Raw genomic sequence first — 14,719 nt, forward strand, 5'->3', positions numbered from 1 at the left:
CCGAACCTCCCGCTCCAGTTCCTTGATCCGGGCCGTCTCGGCACTGCTGACCCCGTCCCGCTGTCCGGTGTCCCGCTCGTGCTGCCGAACCCAGGTATGCAGTGTCTGGGCCGTGCAGCCGATCTTCGCCGCAATCGACTGAATCGCTGCCCATTGCGACGGGTGCTCGCTGCGCCGCTCGAACACCATCCGCACCGAACGCGCGCGCACTTCCGGGGCGGTTCAGACTGGCTGTCCTGCTGGGGCGCGCAAGCGGTGTTGGCGCCCCAGTGGCAATCAGCGTGGAATCAGGAATACCGATTTTTCGCGGACGGCGACGCTCGCATCGTCGGTGGCCTTCACTTCGATGTAAACGGTGTTGGAACCGGGCTTGCCGGATTCCGGTGGGGCCGCTACTTCGATCGTCACGGCCTTCATTTCTGCCGCGTCGACGTTGATCGGCGTATCCGGGGTTACCTTGACACCGTCCAGCCCACTTGCACTGAGCGTGAAGGTGCGAGGCTTCTCGGTCATGTTCATCACGTGCAGGTTGTACACGTTGGCGATGAGCCCGCCTTCGATTTCGCGGCTCAGGGTCGAGCGGTCCTTGATGACGTCGACCCGCAGTGTCGAGCGGGTTGCAAGGCCCCAGACGAAAGCGATGCAGATCGCCACCAGTACACCGGCGTAGATCAGGATGCGCGGACGCATCACGTGTCCGATGATTTCCTTGCGACCCCAATGGCGCTTCATGGCGTTTTCGGTGGTGTAGCGGATCAGGCCTTTCGGGTAATCCATCTTTTCCATCACCTGGTCGCAGGCATCGATACAGGCGGCGCAGCCGATGCACTCGTACTGCATGCCGTTACGGATGTCGATGCCCGTGGGGCAGACTTGCACGCAGATGCCGCAATCGACGCAATCGCCCTTGCTCACCGTTTTGGGATCGACGCCTTTCTTCCGGGTGCCGCGCGGCTCGCCCCGCTCGGTGTCGTAGGTGATGACCAGGGTGTCGGGGTCGAACATCACGCCCTGGAAGCGGGCGTACGGGCACATATACTTGCAGACCTGCTCCCGCATGACGCCGGCGAACAAGTAGGTAAAGCCGCCGTAGAACAGGATCCAGAACAGCTCCCAGGGCCCGAAGCTGAAACTGATCGCCTCCTGCAGCAGTTCGTGCATCGGGGTGAAGTAGCCCACCAGCGTGAAGCCGGTCCAAACCGAGAGCAGGCCCCAGGCGCCGAACTTGGCCGCCTTGATCGCGAATTTGCGCGGCGACATGGGCGCCTGATCGAGCTTCATGCGCTGGCTGCGGTTGCCTTCGATCTTTTCCTCGATCCACATGAAGATCTCGGTGTAGACCGTCTGCGGACAGGCATAGCCGCACCACAGTCGCCCCGCCACCGCGGTGAAGAAGAAGAGCGAATACGCCGAGATGATGAGTAGCACTGCCAGGAAGAACACGTCCTGCGGCCAGAACACCCAGCCGAAGATGTAGAACTTGCGTTCCACCACATGCAGCAGCACTGCCTGGCGGCCGTTCCAGGGTAGCCAGCACAGGCCGTAGAAGAGGAGCTGGGTCGCCCAGACAAGAATCCAGCGCCATGTGGCGAAACGCCCGGTGACGGCGCGGGGATACACCTTCTGGCGGACGGCATACAGGGTGTCGCCCTGCGGGTTGTCCGTGCCAGCCGGGGTTGTGGGCCCCCGGGTGGCCTTGTTGTCTGCTTCACTCATGATTGTTGGAGCCTCTCTTCAAAATGTGTTGCCGGCTTTGCCCGCGGCCGGGGGAATGGGCCGGCGCGCCAGCATGGCTTCCAGCAGGGCGACGTGGCCCGCTTCTTCCTCGGCGAAGGTCTGTGCCATGCCCTTGACCCGTGGATCGGTGGAATCGTTCGCGATCGTCTGGTAGAACGCCAAGCCGCTCCGCTCGCTTTCGAGGGCGAGGTGCAATGCGGCCTCCACGTCCATCAGCGCGTCCACGCCCCACCAGGCGGCCGATTCGGGCGGTTCGCCGTCGGGCCAATCGTAGCCGTCCGCGGGCAGATCGGAAATGTGGCGAAAGCCCGCACGGGCCATGGCGTCGGCCAGATGCAGGCGCGAGAAGTCGGCAAACTGGCGAAACGCCTGTTCGACCTCCTGGTTGCCGTGGGTCGCCATGTGCTCGGCCAGCTCGTCGAACCTCCGTGCGGCCTCGGCTTCGAGGCGCACCGCGTGGGCGAGGAAAGTGCGAATACTGTTCATCGGCTTACCCGAACTTGAAAAGGATGCCGAAACCGCCCCGCGGGTAGTTCCAGTCCACGTTGTTCTTGTCGCATACCAGGCGGCAGGTGCCGCATTCGAGGCAGCCATCCACGACGAGTTCGATCCCGCCGTGCTCCGCCGCGCGCCAGCAGCCTGCCGGGCAGCACACGGTGCACGGCTGGGCCGTGCATGATGCACATACCGCGGCGTCGAAAACCTTGATGTGCGCAAGGCCGACATCGACGCGATAGCGATCCTGGAAGAGCTTCTCCTCGACATTCACCTTGGGCGCCACGAAATCGATGGCCGTGCTCATCTGAAAGCCCTCCACATTTTGTAGGCGTCGCCGAGCAGGCCGAGCAGCGAGCGGCGTTGGGTGAGTCGAGCGAGGATCCGCTTCTGCTTGTCGCGCTTGGCCACGCCATCGACGGTGAGCATCTCGCGGGCGGCTTCGCCGACGACCCGAGGATAAACGCCGAGCAGGTGCGGGTTGTGATCGAGCAGATGCGGCACATTGGCGTATTTCTTCAGATCGGCCATCACGAAGCTGTCGTCCAGGCGGCGCTTGTAGCCGGCCAGGTTGTCGGCGCTGAAGTCCCGGCCTGCCTCGCGCAGCGCGATCAGGGTTTCGGCGGCGAAGCGGCCCGAGGTCATCGCGAGGTTCGAGCCCTCGCGATGCACGCCATTCACGAAGCCCGCCGAATCGCCGACCACCAGCCAGCCGTCGCCGTAGAGCCGTGGCAGCGCGGTGTAGCCGCCTTCGGGGATCAGATGGGCGGCGTATTCCTTCATTTCGGCACCGTCGAGCAGCGGACGCACCGACGGGTGTTGCTTGAGCCCTTCGAGCAGCTGCGCCGGCGTCAGGCGCTGGCGCTTCATGTCGGCGAGCATGCAGCCGATGCCCACGGCGATGGAATCCTTGTTGGTGTAGAGGAAGCCGGTTCCCACCATCCCGTGGGTGATGTTGCCGGCGATCTCGATCACCACGCCCTGACTGCCAGCGATGTTGAAGCGCGCCTCGATCGTTTCCTTGGGCAGGAACAGCACTTCCTTGACGGCCAGGGCCATGTGCTCGACGCTGACCCGCGGCCGCAAGCCCGCGCGTTCGCCAAGGAGCGCGTTGGCGCCGTCGGCGAGGATCACGCAGTCGGCCAGGATGTCGCCCTGGGCGCGCTCGGTGCGCACGCCGATGACCCGGCCAGCGTCGTTCTTGAGCAGTGCCGTCACCGTGGTTTCGCAGATCACCAGTGCGCCGGCCGCCTTCACCTGCTCCGAGAACCAGCGGTCGAAGCGGGCCCGGATGATGGTGTAGCGGTTGTACGGCGGCTGGGCGAAGCGGGCGTCGCGGTAGGTGGCGCCGGTGCACGACTGGTTCTCGTCGAGCAGCCACATGCGCTGCTCGATGACGTGGCGCTCCAGCGGTGCCGTGTCGCGAAAGTCGGGGATGATCCGCTCGAGGGCATCGCTGTAGAGGATTGCCCCCTGAACGTTCTTCGTGCCCGGCGATTCGCCCCGCTCCAGTTGCAGCACGCGCAGTCCGGCGCGGGCCAGGGTGTAGGCGGCGGCATTGCCCGAGGGCCCGGCGCCGACCACGATCACATCGAACTTTTCCATCAGACGGCCTCCTCCGTCGGGGTGGCGAGGCGCGCCCGGGCGGCGGCCAGCCGACGGGCGAAAGCCACGTCGAGAGCGGGCAGCAGCGCGGTGGCGTTGCCGATCAGCGCGTAGTTGGCGAAGTCGAACAAGGGCGCGGCGGGATCGAGGTTGATGCCGGCGATCACGTCGGCACCTTCCATGCCCACCCGATGCTGGACGGCACCCGAAATGCCGGCGGCGAGGTAGAGCTTGGGGCGCACGGTCTTGCCCGACTGCCCTACCTGACGCTCGGCCTCGGCCCAGCCGGCGTGCACCGCGGGGCGCGAGGCGCCCACCTCGGCGCCGAGGGTCCGAGCCAGGCGGCCGACGAGTTCGAAATTCTCGGGTTTGCCGAGCCCGCGCCCGCCCGACACGATGAAATCGGCGAAGGGAAGCTGTGGCTTGTCGGCGCGCGCGTCGGGGATGAAGTCGAGCACCTTGGTCACCACCGCGTCTTCGTCGAGGCTCAGGGCGTGTTCGACGATGCGTGCCGTACGGGCCCCGTCGCGGGCCGGCAGCGGCATGACCCGCGGCCGAACCGTGGCCATCTGCGGCCGGGTGGCGAGGTTCACGATGGTGCACATCAGGCTGCCGCCGAAGGTGGGGCGGCTCGACAGCAGCGCGCGATCGCTCGGGTCGATGTCGAGCCCCGTGCAGTCGGCGGTGAGGCCGGTGAGCAGCGTGGTGGCCACCGAGCCGGCCAGGTCGCGCCCCTGGGTGGTGGCGCCGAGCAGCAGAATCTCGGGCTGGTAGGTGTTCACCAGCGCAGTCATGCCGGCGGTGTAGGGCTGGTTGCGGTAGTCGTGAAGCACCGGGTGGCGGGCCAGGTAGCACAGATCGGCACCGTGGGCTCCGGCCTCGTGGGCCAGCGCCCGCACGCCGTCGTCGTCACCGCCGAGCAGCACGCCGGCCAGTTCGACGCCGAGTTTGTCGGCCAGCTCGCGGCCCTTGCCGAGCAGTTCCCACGACACCGGGTGAACCTGGCCGTGCTCGTGTTCGATGAACACCCACACGCCACGGTAGGCCTTGTAGCGCTCGGGGAGGACGCGCTTGGGCTTCTTGATGGGCTTGGCGGCCGTATCGAGTGCGTCGCTCATGTGCGGGCTCCCTGGGCTTCGAGTTGGTCGAGGTGTGCGAGCAACGCCGCCTCCAGTTGGGGAAAATCGGCGAACAGCCGTTCGACGAAGGCGTCGGCCATGGCCTGGGGAGTGTCGCCTTCGATGCGCAGTGCCTTGATGGCCTTGGGCTTGGGACCGAAAACCTGGGCGACGACGGTGGGCGAGCCTTTGAGTCCGACCTGGGTGAGGTCGGCGCCGATGTCGTCACGGTTCCAGCGCCGGACGTCCTGACGCGCGGCGCGGAACATGCCGGGCATGTCGGCGAAGCGGATGGTGTTGGTGCCTTCGAGCATCGTGACCACCGCCGGCAGGCGCGACTGCAGCACCTGCACGCCGCCTTCGGCGCGCCGTTCGACGATGATGGCGCGGGTCGAAGGGTCGAGGCTGCGGATCGCCGAGACGTAGGTGAGGAGCTGGTGGCCGAGGCGGATCGCGATGCCGGGGCCGACCTGCGCGGTGTCGCCGTCGATGGTCTGCTTGCCGGTGAAGATCAGGTCGAGGGGGGCTGCGGCGTCGAGCGTCTTCAGGGCGGCGGCGAGCACGTAGGAGGTGGCCAGGGTGTCGGCGCCGGAGAAGACCTTGTCAGTGATCAGGATGGCCTCGTCGGCGCCGAAGGAGAGGCACTTGCGCAGCGCGTCTTCGGCCTGGGGCGGCCCCATCGTCAGCACCGTGACGTGGGCGCCGGTGCGATCCTTGATGCGCAGCGCCTCTTCCAGGGCGAAGAGGTCGTAGGGGTTGATGATGGTGGGCACCCCTTGGCGCATGATGGTGTTGGTGACCGGGTGCACCCGGATCTGGGCGCTGTCGGGCACCTGTTTGATGCAGACGGCGATGTGCATGGTTTCTCCCCGCGTCGGTGAATCGATGTCCGGGCTGCCTGGCATGGGCCGCGCCTTCACGTGGAAAGCGCCGGCCAGACCGGCGTCCGCCCTTGCTGGCGCGCGTGGAAGGCGGTGAGGAAGGCGTCGCGCCCGAGGGATTGGAAAAACGGGTTGTGACGGCGCTCCTCGCCGATGGTGGAGACGGTGCGCCCGTGAAAGTCGTGCCCGGGAAAGACCAGCACCTCGTCCGACAAGGTGAACAGGCGCCGGGTGACCGAGTCGTAGATCCGGCCGGGCTCGGCCTCGTCGTCCTGCGACACGGCGCAGCCGCCCAGCTCGAGGGCGTCGCCGCAGAACAGCCGGTCGCGCCACAGGTAGCTGACGCTGTGGGGCGTGTGCCCCGGCGTCGCGATCACGCGCAGCGCCTCCTCGCCGAAGGGCAGCACGTCCAGGTCGGCGGCGGCACGCCAGCCCGGCCGGGCGCCCGGAGCCATGCCGGCGACGATCCCTGCCCCCGGATACAAGGCTTCGATGCCGTCGTGCAGGCTGTGGTGCAGGTGGGTGAGCAGCACGAGGCGCAGGTCGAGGCGCCGTTCGGCGAGCAGCGCGTTGAAGATCAGCGCCTGGCAGGGATCGACCACCGGGTCGACGATCACTGCGGCGCCGCTCGCTGAATCGGCGAGCAGGTAGCTCATGGCGGCGCGGGTGGGGTCGAAGAACTGGCGGAAGTACATGCGTGCCTCCTCAATGTCCGGCGATGCGAAGAAGCGACAGGGTGAGCGCCACCAGGCAGGACTCGCTGCACAGCAGCCGGCGGGGCAGTGTCCGCCCGGGGCGCCAGCCGGTGCCGCTCGCCAGGCCGGCGAGCATGGCCCACACCAGCAGCGCGGCGGCCGTCGGATCGGCCACGCCCCAGCGATCGAGGGCGACGCGGGGCTGAAAGATCAGCAGCGCCGCGACCAGCAGGCCGGTCAGCAGCGAGAGCGCCCGGGCCACCGGGTCGTGCCCGGTCGGCAGGTGGTCGAGATCGTGCCTGTGCATGACCGGCGCTCCGTTCAGGCGGTGCCGTTGTCGTCGGCGCCGATCACCAGGCGGGTGTCGGACAGATATTTGTGCGGCGGCACTTCGAGGTTGGTGGGCGCCGGCTTGTTCTTGTAGACGCGGCCGGCCAGGTCGAAGGTGGAGCCGTGACAGGGGCACAGGAAACCGCCGGGCCAATCGGCGCCGAGGGCCGGATTGCCGGGCTGGAAGACGCTGGACGGCGAACAGCCCAGGTGAGTGCAGATACCGACGACGACGAGGTATTCGGGCTTGATCGAGCGATGGGCGTTGCGGGCATAGTCAGGCTGCTGGGCTTCGACCCCCGAGCCCGGGTCGGCGAGGTTGGGCTCCGCTTTGACCAGCGCAGCCAGCATCTCGGGCGTGCGGCGCAGGATCCACACCGGCTTGCCGCGCCACTCGACGACGCTCATCTCGCCCGGCGCCAGTTTGTCGATATCCACCTCCACCGGTGCACCGGCGGCGCGAGCGCGCTCGGAGGGGGTGAGGCTGGCGACGAAGGGCACGGCGGCGCCCACGGCCATGGCGCCGCCGGCGCAGGCCGTGGCGAGCAGCAGGGTCCGACGGGACGGATCGCAGGGTTCGGGCAGCGTAGTGTTGGACATGTTGGTTTCTCCGTTGGGGGACTCCGGGGACACGCGGAGTCGTGCGGATGCACCTTCAGGCCTTATCAACAACCGTGCCACGCCGGCGACGGTCGCGTAGTGCTTGTAAATCAGGGGGTTGCCTCGCGCGCGTGGGCGGGAGGAGGGGCGTGTGCCGCCGGAGGTGCTGTCGTGGCAGTGTCGTGGCGGAATTCTGGCAGGCGTCACCATGAAAAAAGGCGCCTCCCCGAAACGGGTGAGGCGCCTTGGGCGACCTGCGGCGATCCGCCGCCGGGGGTCAGGCTTCGGTGACGCTGAATTCGATCCCGTTGCCGACTTCGACGATGTTCTTCACCGCGCAGTGGGTGATCGCGTCGAGCACCTTGGTCTTCTGCTCGGCGGAAAAGGCTTCCGGAAAGCGCACCTCGGTCTTGAACTTGGCCAGCGTGAGCGGGCCGCCCGGGCCGGCAAACGGCTTGCACGAAATGTGGATGCCCTCCGGCGAGATGCCCAGCTCCTTGCAGGCCTTCTTGGCGAAGACCGCGGCGCAGCCGGCGAGGGTGGCGTAGAAGCCTTCAAGGGGGTTCATTTCAGAGCCGTCGACGGCATAGACGACCTGGTGTTTGGCGCTGCTGACGGTAATCGTGGGCGCGCGATCGACATTCACGGAATACATCGGTTTTCCCTCTTTTCAAAGTTCTCGAATCACTTGGCGCTTGCCGCGCCCAGCCCGGCCGCCACGCGCCGTTCGCGCAGCTGCTGGAGTTCAAACAAGGCCATGCCGGCGAGCATGGCCGCGACAAAAACTGCGCCTTCGCCGGCGCCGCTGCCGAGCAGCACCACGGCCGGTCCCGGGCAGATGCCGGCCGTGCCCCAGCCGACGCCGAACAGTGCGCTCCCGACGACCAGGCGCATATCGGGGCGTCGGGGTGCGGGCAATTGCATCGGCAGGCCCAGCACCGAACGATCACGCCGTCGGGCGTAGGCGAAGATGCCCAGGCCCAGCGCGATGGCGCCGGCCATCACGAAGGCCAGGGACGGATCCCAGGGGCCGGCCAGATCGAGGAAGCCCACCACCTTGGCGGGATTGCTCATGCCGGAGACGATCAGGCCAAGCCCGAAGACGAAGCCGGCCAGGAGTGCGGTGATCAATTGCATCGTTGCGCCTCAGCCCAGGAGATGACGGGTGACGAACACCGTGATGAAACCGGCGCCCATGAAGGTCAGCGTCGCGACCAGCGACCGCAGCGACAGCCGTGACAGGCCGCACACCCCGTGGCCGGAGGTGCAGCCGGCCCCCAGGCGCGAACCGTAACCGACCAGCAGCCCGGCCGCGATCAGACCGGCCTGGCCGACGTCGACCCGCCCCGCCGGCAGATCGGCGAACAGTCGGAAAACCAGGGGGGCCGCCAGCAGGCCCGCGACGAAGGCCAGGCGCCACCGCAATTCGGTCTGCGGACCACGCAGCAGGCCGCCGATGATCCCGCTCACGCCGGCGATGCGGCCATTGAAGAACAACAAGAGCCCGGCCGAAAGCGCCAGCATGGCGCCTCCGACAAGGGCGGTGAAAGGCGAAAAGTGCGGCCAGTCGATGGTCATGGGGTCGATCGATCCTCGTGTTTCGAGCCGTTTTGCAGAGACGAGAACGGCGAATCCGAAATTATATATCAGAATATTCTAATATTTAAAGGGGCGATGCCCGCTTTGGGAGGGCGGTGCCCGACGGCGTGGTGGGCGATGTCTGGCGGCCTGCTGGCGGCAGTGCTATGGTCGTACGGTCTTTCCGGATCGGATGCGAACATGAAACTCAATCGATTGACGCTTTTAGCGCTGTGGGCCGCCATCGTGGCGAGCCCCTTGGTGGCCGGTGTCGTCGGGGGCGGCTACATCGCGGGGGATGGTTTTTCGCTGGCGCAAGCGCTCGCCGACGCCAAGCGCGAACATCGGGCGGGGTCGGGCGATGTCTTCTGGCTGCTGGTGAAAGGGGCCGAGATTCAGCGCCTGACGTCCGGCGCCGACGAGGCCGGGCTTGCCGCCGACCTGGCGGAGGTGCAGCGGCGCGGCGGGGTGATCTTCGTCTGCCGGCAGGACTTGAGCGCGGCGCAGCTGACGGCTGGCGACCTGATCCCGGGCGTGCAGGTCGTGCGGGGCTGGGATGCCGCCGAAAGCGGTGTGCCGGGCGGTGAGGCCGACGGGCGTGATGCCCCGTTGGCGCCGCTCCGGTCGATCGACCGGCTGTGCGCGCAAGGCGCGGCCCCGGATGGCGAGTAGCCCTGGCGCGATGGGGCGTCGGGCGTTGGCGGGAATCGGCGTGCTTCTCGTGTGCGCGTCTTGTGCGAGCGTCGTCGCCGATGGCAGGGGCGGTTTCGTCGTCACCAAGCAAGGCTTGACCGGCGCATCGGACCCGGGCGAATTACGGCGGGCCGTCCTGATCGAGGCCAGCCTGTATTGCTCGTCGCTGCGGCGCGACCTGCATATCACCGGCCTCACCGAAAGCCGGCCCCCTTACGTGGCAGGGACGTCGCCGCGGGTCGAGGTGACCTTCGAGTGCCTGCCGGGGCGCTAGCCGAAAAGCCGTCGCCGCTCCCAAAAGCAAAAGGCCAGCCCTCGTGAGGCTGGCCTAAGTGCTTGATGTTGCTGGTGGGCCCAACAGGACTTGAACCTGTGACCAAGCGATTATGAGTCGCCTGCTCTAACCAACTGAGCTATGGGCCCGACGGAACGGGTGTGGGCTGCCGGGGCCGCCCGACATGTCAGGCTTCGTTGTCGAGGAAGCTGCGCAGGCGCTCCGAGCGGCTCGGGTGGCGCAGCTTGCGCAGGGCCTTGGCTTCGATCTGGCGGATGCGCTCGCGGGTCACGTCGAACTGCTTGCCGACTTCTTCCAGGGTGTGGTCGGTGTTCATCTCGATGCCGAAGCGCATGCGCAGCACCTTGGCTTCCCTCGGAGTGAGGGAGTCCAGCACTTCCTTGGTGGCATCGCGCAGGCTGGAGTACAGCGCCGCTTCCGCCGGAGCCAGGGTGGCGTTGTCCTCGATGAAGTCGCCCAGGTGGGAGTCGTCGTCGTCGCCGATGGGGGTTTCCATCGAGATGGGCTCCTTGGAGATCTTGAGGATCTTGCGGATCTTCTCCTCGGGCATTTCCATCTTCTCGGCCAGGGTCTGCGGGTCGGGCTCGTTGCCGGTTTCCTGCAGGATCTGACGGGAGATGCGGTTCATCTTGTTGATCGTCTCGATCATGTGCACCGGGATGCGGATGGTGCGTGCCTGGTCGGCGATCGAGCGGGTGATGGCCTGGCGGATCCACCACGTGGCGTACGTGGAGAACTTGTAGCCGCGACGGTATTCGAACTTGTCCACCGCCTTCATCAGGCCGATGTTGCCTTCCTGGATCAGGTCGAGGAACTGCAGGCCGCGGTTGGTGTACTTCTTGGCGATGGAGATCACCAGACGCAGGTTGGCCTCGGTCATCTCGCGCTTGGCGCGGCGGGCCTTGGCTTCGCCGGTGGACATCTGCTTGTTGATGTCCTTGAGCTCCTTCAGCGGGATGCCGATGCGTTCCTGCAGGTCGATCAGCTTCTGCTGCTCCTCGAGCACGGCGGGCTGCATGCGCATCAGCACCGGCGCGTTGTTCGGGCCGGCGGCGATTTCGTCCTTGAGCCAGTCGAGATTGGTCTCGTTGCCCGGGAAGCTCTTGATGAAGTGCGGACGCGGCATGCCGGCCTTGTCGACGCAGAGATGCAGGATCTTGCGTTCGTGGGCGCGGGCTTGATCGACCATGTGGCGCACGGCATCGCACAGGCGTTCGGTGGTGCGGGCGGTGAAGCGGATGTTCATCAGCTCGCTGGAGACCTGCTCCTGGAGCTTGAGGTAGTTCTTGTCCTGATAGCCCTTCTTCTGGAGGGCGGCGGCCATCTTGTCGTAGAGGCTGCGCAGGTTGGCGAAGCGCTCGAGGGCTTCGGCCTTCATCTTGATCAGCGAGGCCGACTGGGCTCCGCCGCTGCCTTCACCGTCGCTCTCCTCGTCTTCTTCCTCGGCGTCGTCCACGTCGAGATCGTCGCTGTCGGCGAGCTCCTCGATGTCCTCGACGGCGTTCGGGTCGATGAGCCCGTCGATGAGTTCGTCGATGCGCATTTCGTCGCGGCCGATCTTGTCGGCGGCGTCGAGGATGTCGGCGATGGTGGTGGGGCAGGCGGAAATCGCCTGGATCATGTGCTTGAGGCCTTCCTCGATGCGCTTGGCGATCTCGATTTCGCCTTCGCGGGTGAGGAGTTCGACGGTGCCCATCTCGCGCATGTACATGCGGACGGGGTCGGTGGTGCGGCCAAATTCGGAATCCACGGCAGAGAGCGTCTGCTCGGCCTCGGCCTCGGCCTGCTCGTCATCGACGACGGTGGGCGCGACTTCGGACATCAGCAGGTCTTCGGCGGCGGGCGCCACGTCGAATACCTGGATGCCCATGTCGTTGAAGGTGCTGATGATCGACTCGATCTGCTCGGCGTCCACGAGGTCGTCGGGCAGGTGGTCGTTGATTTCGGCGTAGGTGAGGTAGCCTCGTTCCTTGCCGAGAGCGATCAGGGTCTTCAGTCGCGTGCGGCGGACTTCCGCCTCTTCCGCCGAGGGAGCCTCGGCGATCATCGGGGCAAGTTTGTCCTTGACCTTCGCTGCTCGCGGCTTGGCAGGCGCTTTGCGCGGTGTTTTGGGCTTGTCCGTGGTCATGGCGGTCCTCGATTATCTCGGCGGTGCGTTTTACGCGAAACCGAAAATTATATTACGAATCCGATGCTTTGGGGCGGGTGCGGAGCTTCTGTTTGTGCAGTAGTAGCTCCGCGAGCTGACGTCGCTCGGTGGGATTGAGTCCGTTTTCGCGCTCTCGGGCGGTCAGGATTTCGATCTCGCGGCTGACCGCGTCGGCTTCGAGCTTTTTGAGTGTGTCGTTGAACAAATGTTCTATCGCCGCCTCGTCGAAGGCGCTGTCGGCGAGCTGGCCGGCGCAGCGCGCGATGGCTGCGGCATGGGGGCTTTCGCGGTAGTGTTCGAGCAGGGCGCCGATGCCGTGGGTGGGCAGGTCGCCGACGCTCATCGCGTCGACGATGGCGATCAGCGCGAGGCCTTCCGGGGTGTCGGCGGGCAGCAGGTCGATGGGCAGGCGGGCGGCCCAGACCGGGTGCTGGACGACCAGCTTGAGCAAGGTTTCGACAGCGCTTTGCGGTGCCTGGCGTGGCGGAATTCGGGGGAAGCCCGCGTTTGCGCGGCGTCCGCCGCGGAAGTTGCGATTGCCGCCGCGCTCGCCGAAATTACGCCCGAAGTCGTCGAAGGGCGGTGTGTCGTCAAAGCGCCGGGGTGGAGTGCTCGCGCCGGCATTCTTGAGCCCGAAGGCTTGTTCGACCTCGGCCTGGGTGAAACCGGCCGTCTCGGCGAGCATCTTGATGACCTGCAGGCGCAGTAGCGGCGCGCCGATGCGGGTGACCAGCGGCTTGGCTTCGTGCACCAGCTTGGCGCAGCCTTCGGCGGTGGCGAGATCGATGTCCTTCTTGAGTTCGGCGAGCAGGAACTCGGCCAGGGGCAGGGCGCGGTTCATCGCCGCGCGAAAGGCGTCGGGGCCCTCGGCGCGAACGAAGCTGTCCGGGTCGTGCTCCTCGGGCAGGAACAGGAAGCTGAGGGTCTTGTTGTCGGCCAGGTGTTCGAGGCTGACTTCGAGGGCGCGGCCGGCTGCGCGACGGCCGGCCGCGTCGCCGTCGAAGCAGAACACGACACGGTCGGTGAGTTTGAGCAGTTTCTGGATGTGGTTGGGAGTCGCGGCGGTGCCGAGGGTGGCCACGGCGTTGGCGACGCCGAACTGAGCGAGGCCGACGACGTCCATGTAGCCCTCGACGACCAGTACGCAGCCGTGCTCGCGAATGGCCTGGCGGGCCTGGACGAGGCCGTAGAGTTCGCGTCCTTTTTCGAAGATCGGTGTCTCGGGCGAATTGAGGTACTTGGGTTCGCCCTTGTCGAGCACGCGGCCGCCGAAGCCGATCACGTTGCCGCGCTGATCCTGGATCGGGAACATGATGCGGTCGCGAAAGCGGTCGTAGCGGCGGCCTTGTTCATTCTCGAGGACCAGGCCGCATTCGAGCAGGCCGGCGGCCGAGTAGTCGGCGAAGGCGGCTTGCAGCGCTTGCCAGCCCTCCGGCGCGTAGCCGAGCCCGTAGCGGGCGGCGATTTCGCCGGTCAGGCCCCGGCGCTTGAGGTAGTCGATGGCGACCGGGCTGCGCTTGAGCTGCTCCTTGTAGAAGCGCGCGGCCTGGGCCATGAGTTCGGTGAGGGAGTGCTCGCGGGCGCGGTCGTGGCTCGGGGTGAAGTCGTCGTTGGGTACTTCCATGCCAACCGAGCTCGCCAGTTCCTTGACGGCGTCGACGAAGCCGAGGCCGCTGTATTCCATCAGGAAGCTGATGGCGCTGCCGTGCACGCCGCAGCCAAAGCAGTGGTAGAACTGCTTGGTGGGGCTGACCGAGAATGACGCGGATTTTTCGCCGTGAAACGGGCAGCAGGCGAAATAGTTCGCGCCGCCCTTCTTGAGCGGCAGGTAGCGTTCGATCACCTCGACGATGTCGACGCGGGCGAGCAGATCCTGGATGAAGGATTGCGGAATCATGATTGACCATCGACGCCCCGGCGGCGGGGCGTCATCTTCATGAATCCTAGTTGCTGAGGCGCGATTTCACCAGTTTGGAGACTTCGGCCATGTCGGCCTTGCCGGCGAGCTTCGGCTTGAGCACGGCCATCAGCTTGCCCATGTCGGCCGCGCCCGTGGCGCCGGTCTCGGCGATGGCTGCGTCGACTTCGGCGGCGACCTGTTCGGCGCTCAGTCCGGCGGGCTTGTAGGCGGTCAAGACGTCGATCTCGAAGCGCTCGGCGCTGGCCAGATCAAAGCGTTGGGCGGCTTCGTACTGGGCGACGGAGTCGCGGCGCTGCTTGAGCATCTTGTCCACAACCGCAACGACGGCGGGGTCGTCCAGTTCGATGCGCTCATCCACTTCCTTTTGCTTTATGGCGGCGAGCAGCAGGCGCAGCGCCGACAGGCGGGCGGAGTCCTTGGCGCGCATCGCGGCCTTCATGTCTTCGTTGATCTGGGTCTTCAGGGACATGGGCGAGTTTCCCGGGTGAGGTGGATGGGCGCGACGGAACGCCGCGTCAGCGAAGTTGCACGCGGTGCGTTGTTGAGCCTGCCTGACTGGGCGCCAGATCGGCGAGCGGCGTCAGGGTGTCGGTGTCGCGCAGCGGCCGTGCGGAAACGCAAA

18 protein-coding genes and 1 tRNA gene are annotated in these 14,719 nt (G+C 66.5%); 2 read left to right on the forward strand and 17 right to left on the reverse strand.

Translation table 11 applies throughout. The features are described from left to right. The 13 genes from ACE3P2_RS09600 to ACE3P2_RS09660 all read right to left on the reverse strand — a co-directional run. The coding region (locus ACE3P2_RS09600) for a transposase (protein WP_374263961.1) at positions 1 to 189 on the reverse strand (189 nt) is incomplete at its 3' end. A gap of 87 nt (positions 190 to 276) precedes the next feature. Continuing rightward, the gene (gene ccoG, locus ACE3P2_RS09605; RefSeq protein ID WP_374263822.1) at positions 277 to 1,716 is read right to left on the reverse strand and encodes a cytochrome c oxidase accessory protein CcoG; all 1,440 of its coding nucleotides are present in this window, start codon (positions 1,714 to 1,716) and stop codon (positions 277 to 279) included. A gap of 18 nt (positions 1,717 to 1,734) precedes the next feature. After that, a complete protein-coding gene (locus ACE3P2_RS09610) occupies positions 1,735 to 2,223 on the reverse strand; it encodes a ferritin family protein (protein WP_374263824.1) in 489 nt (162 codons plus the stop codon). 4 nt (positions 2,224 to 2,227) lie between these two features. Then, positions 2,228 to 2,539 (reverse strand): ferredoxin family protein, encoded by a 312-nt coding sequence (locus tag ACE3P2_RS09615; RefSeq protein ID WP_374263826.1) that lies wholly within the window; start codon positions 2,537 to 2,539, stop codon positions 2,228 to 2,230. After that, positions 2,536 to 3,837 (reverse strand): FAD-dependent oxidoreductase, encoded by a 1,302-nt coding sequence (locus tag ACE3P2_RS09620; RefSeq protein WP_374263828.1) that lies wholly within the window; start codon positions 3,835 to 3,837, stop codon positions 2,536 to 2,538. The genes ACE3P2_RS09615 and ACE3P2_RS09620 overlap by 4 nt, the downstream gene beginning before the upstream one ends. Next, positions 3,837 to 4,955: an electron transfer flavoprotein subunit alpha/FixB family protein gene (locus ACE3P2_RS09625; protein WP_374263830.1), complete on the reverse strand. Its 1,119-nt coding sequence runs from the start codon at positions 4,953 to 4,955 to the stop codon at positions 3,837 to 3,839. Before ACE3P2_RS09625 ends, ACE3P2_RS09620 begins: the two co-directional genes overlap by 1 nt. Beyond that, on the reverse strand, positions 4,952 to 5,815 hold the full coding sequence (locus tag ACE3P2_RS09630) for a nitrogen fixation protein FixA (RefSeq protein ID WP_374263832.1): 864 nt from the start codon (positions 5,813 to 5,815) through the stop codon (positions 4,952 to 4,954). The genes ACE3P2_RS09625 and ACE3P2_RS09630 overlap by 4 nt, the downstream gene beginning before the upstream one ends. Positions 5,816 to 5,871: 56 nt before the next feature. Next, positions 5,872 to 6,531: an MBL fold metallo-hydrolase gene (locus ACE3P2_RS09635; protein WP_374263834.1), complete on the reverse strand. Its 660-nt coding sequence runs from the start codon at positions 6,529 to 6,531 to the stop codon at positions 5,872 to 5,874. A 10-nt stretch (positions 6,532 to 6,541) separates the two neighbouring features. Next, positions 6,542 to 6,838, reverse strand: a complete 297-nt coding sequence (locus ACE3P2_RS09640) for a cyd operon YbgE family protein (protein WP_374263836.1) — start codon at positions 6,836 to 6,838, stop codon at positions 6,542 to 6,544. Positions 6,839 to 6,852: 14 nt separating this feature from the next. Continuing rightward, positions 6,853 to 7,461: a ubiquinol-cytochrome c reductase iron-sulfur subunit gene (gene petA / locus ACE3P2_RS09645; protein WP_374263838.1), complete on the reverse strand. Its 609-nt coding sequence runs from the start codon at positions 7,459 to 7,461 to the stop codon at positions 6,853 to 6,855. A 277-nt stretch (positions 7,462 to 7,738) separates the two neighbouring features. Then, complete coding sequence (locus tag ACE3P2_RS09650; RefSeq protein WP_374263840.1) at positions 7,739 to 8,107, reverse strand: OsmC family protein; 369 nt, start codon at positions 8,105 to 8,107, stop codon at positions 7,739 to 7,741. 38 nt (positions 8,108 to 8,145) lie between these two features. Beyond that, positions 8,146 to 8,598: a DUF6691 family protein gene (locus ACE3P2_RS09655; RefSeq protein ID WP_374263842.1), complete on the reverse strand. Its 453-nt coding sequence runs from the start codon at positions 8,596 to 8,598 to the stop codon at positions 8,146 to 8,148. 9 nt (positions 8,599 to 8,607) lie between these two features. Beyond that, positions 8,608 to 9,039: a YeeE/YedE family protein gene (locus ACE3P2_RS09660; RefSeq protein WP_374263844.1), complete on the reverse strand. Its 432-nt coding sequence runs from the start codon at positions 9,037 to 9,039 to the stop codon at positions 8,608 to 8,610. A 201-nt stretch (positions 9,040 to 9,240) separates the two neighbouring features. Here ACE3P2_RS09660 and ACE3P2_RS09665 point away from each other — a divergent pair, with 201 nt between their 5' ends. Together ACE3P2_RS09665 and ACE3P2_RS09670 are read left to right on the forward strand one after the other, a co-directional pair. Beyond that, positions 9,241 to 9,711 (forward strand): hypothetical protein, encoded by a 471-nt coding sequence (locus ACE3P2_RS09665; protein WP_374263846.1) that lies wholly within the window; start codon positions 9,241 to 9,243, stop codon positions 9,709 to 9,711. 40 nt (positions 9,712 to 9,751) lie between these two features. Next, positions 9,752 to 10,006, forward strand: coding sequence for a hypothetical protein (locus ACE3P2_RS09670; protein ID WP_374263848.1), 255 nt, complete (start codon positions 9,752 to 9,754; stop codon positions 10,004 to 10,006). 72 nt (positions 10,007 to 10,078) lie between these two features. Here the strand turns inward: ACE3P2_RS09670 and ACE3P2_RS09675 are convergent. The 4 genes from ACE3P2_RS09675 to ACE3P2_RS09690 form a co-directional block, all read right to left on the reverse strand. Next, a tRNA-Ile gene (locus tag ACE3P2_RS09675) sits at positions 10,079 to 10,155 on the reverse strand. Positions 10,156 to 10,193: 38 nt separating this feature from the next. Beyond that, complete coding sequence (rpoD, locus tag ACE3P2_RS09680; protein ID WP_374263850.1) at positions 10,194 to 12,155, reverse strand: RNA polymerase sigma factor RpoD; 1,962 nt, start codon at positions 12,153 to 12,155, stop codon at positions 10,194 to 10,196. 52 nt (positions 12,156 to 12,207) lie between these two features. Beyond that, positions 12,208 to 14,073, reverse strand: coding sequence for a DNA primase (gene dnaG / locus ACE3P2_RS09685; protein ID WP_374263852.1), 1,866 nt, complete (start codon positions 14,071 to 14,073; stop codon positions 12,208 to 12,210). A gap of 46 nt (positions 14,074 to 14,119) precedes the next feature. Further along, on the reverse strand, positions 14,120 to 14,566 hold the full coding sequence (locus ACE3P2_RS09690) for a GatB/YqeY domain-containing protein (RefSeq protein WP_374263854.1): 447 nt from the start codon (positions 14,564 to 14,566) through the stop codon (positions 14,120 to 14,122). Positions 14,567 to 14,719 lie beyond the last annotated feature (153 nt).

This window comes from Zoogloea sp. (assembly GCF_041911615.1).
Taxonomy (GTDB): Bacteria; Pseudomonadota; Gammaproteobacteria; order Burkholderiales; family Rhodocyclaceae; genus Zoogloea.

Bases quoted from the DNA above. Each gene is read 5' to 3' on its own strand.
- ACE3P2_RS09660 (WP_374263844.1), bottom strand. From the start codon at position 9,039: ATGACCATCGACTGGCCGCACTTTTCGCCTTTCACCGCCCTTGTCGGA.
- rpoD (WP_374263850.1), bottom strand. From the start codon at position 12,155: ATGACCACGGACAAGCCCAAAACACCGCGCAAAGCGCCTGCCAAGCCG.
- ACE3P2_RS09630 (WP_374263832.1), bottom strand. From the start codon at position 5,815: ATGCACATCGCCGTCTGCATCAAACAGGTGCCCGACAGCGCCCAGATC.
- petA (WP_374263838.1), bottom strand. From the start codon at position 7,461: ATGTCCAACACTACGCTGCCCGAACCCTGCGATCCGTCCCGTCGGACC.
- ACE3P2_RS09620 (WP_374263828.1), bottom strand. From the start codon at position 3,837: ATGGAAAAGTTCGATGTGATCGTGGTCGGCGCCGGGCCCTCGGGCAAT.
- ACE3P2_RS09665 (WP_374263846.1), top strand. From the start codon at position 9,241: ATGAAACTCAATCGATTGACGCTTTTAGCGCTGTGGGCCGCCATCGTG.
- ACE3P2_RS09640 (WP_374263836.1), bottom strand. From the start codon at position 6,838: ATGCACAGGCACGATCTCGACCACCTGCCGACCGGGCACGACCCGGTG.
- ACE3P2_RS09635 (WP_374263834.1), bottom strand. From the start codon at position 6,531: ATGTACTTCCGCCAGTTCTTCGACCCCACCCGCGCCGCCATGAGCTAC.
- ccoG (WP_374263822.1), bottom strand. From the start codon at position 1,716: ATGAGTGAAGCAGACAACAAGGCCACCCGGGGGCCCACAACCCCGGCT.
- ACE3P2_RS09690 (WP_374263854.1), bottom strand. From the start codon at position 14,566: ATGTCCCTGAAGACCCAGATCAACGAAGACATGAAGGCCGCGATGCGC.
- dnaG (WP_374263852.1), bottom strand. From the start codon at position 14,073: ATGATTCCGCAATCCTTCATCCAGGATCTGCTCGCCCGCGTCGACATC.
- ACE3P2_RS09655 (WP_374263842.1), bottom strand. From the start codon at position 8,598: ATGCAATTGATCACCGCACTCCTGGCCGGCTTCGTCTTCGGGCTTGGC.
- ACE3P2_RS09610 (WP_374263824.1), bottom strand. From the start codon at position 2,223: ATGAACAGTATTCGCACTTTCCTCGCCCACGCGGTGCGCCTCGAAGCC.
- ACE3P2_RS09615 (WP_374263826.1), bottom strand. From the start codon at position 2,539: ATGAGCACGGCCATCGATTTCGTGGCGCCCAAGGTGAATGTCGAGGAG.
- ACE3P2_RS09625 (WP_374263830.1), bottom strand. From the start codon at position 4,955: ATGAGCGACGCACTCGATACGGCCGCCAAGCCCATCAAGAAGCCCAAG.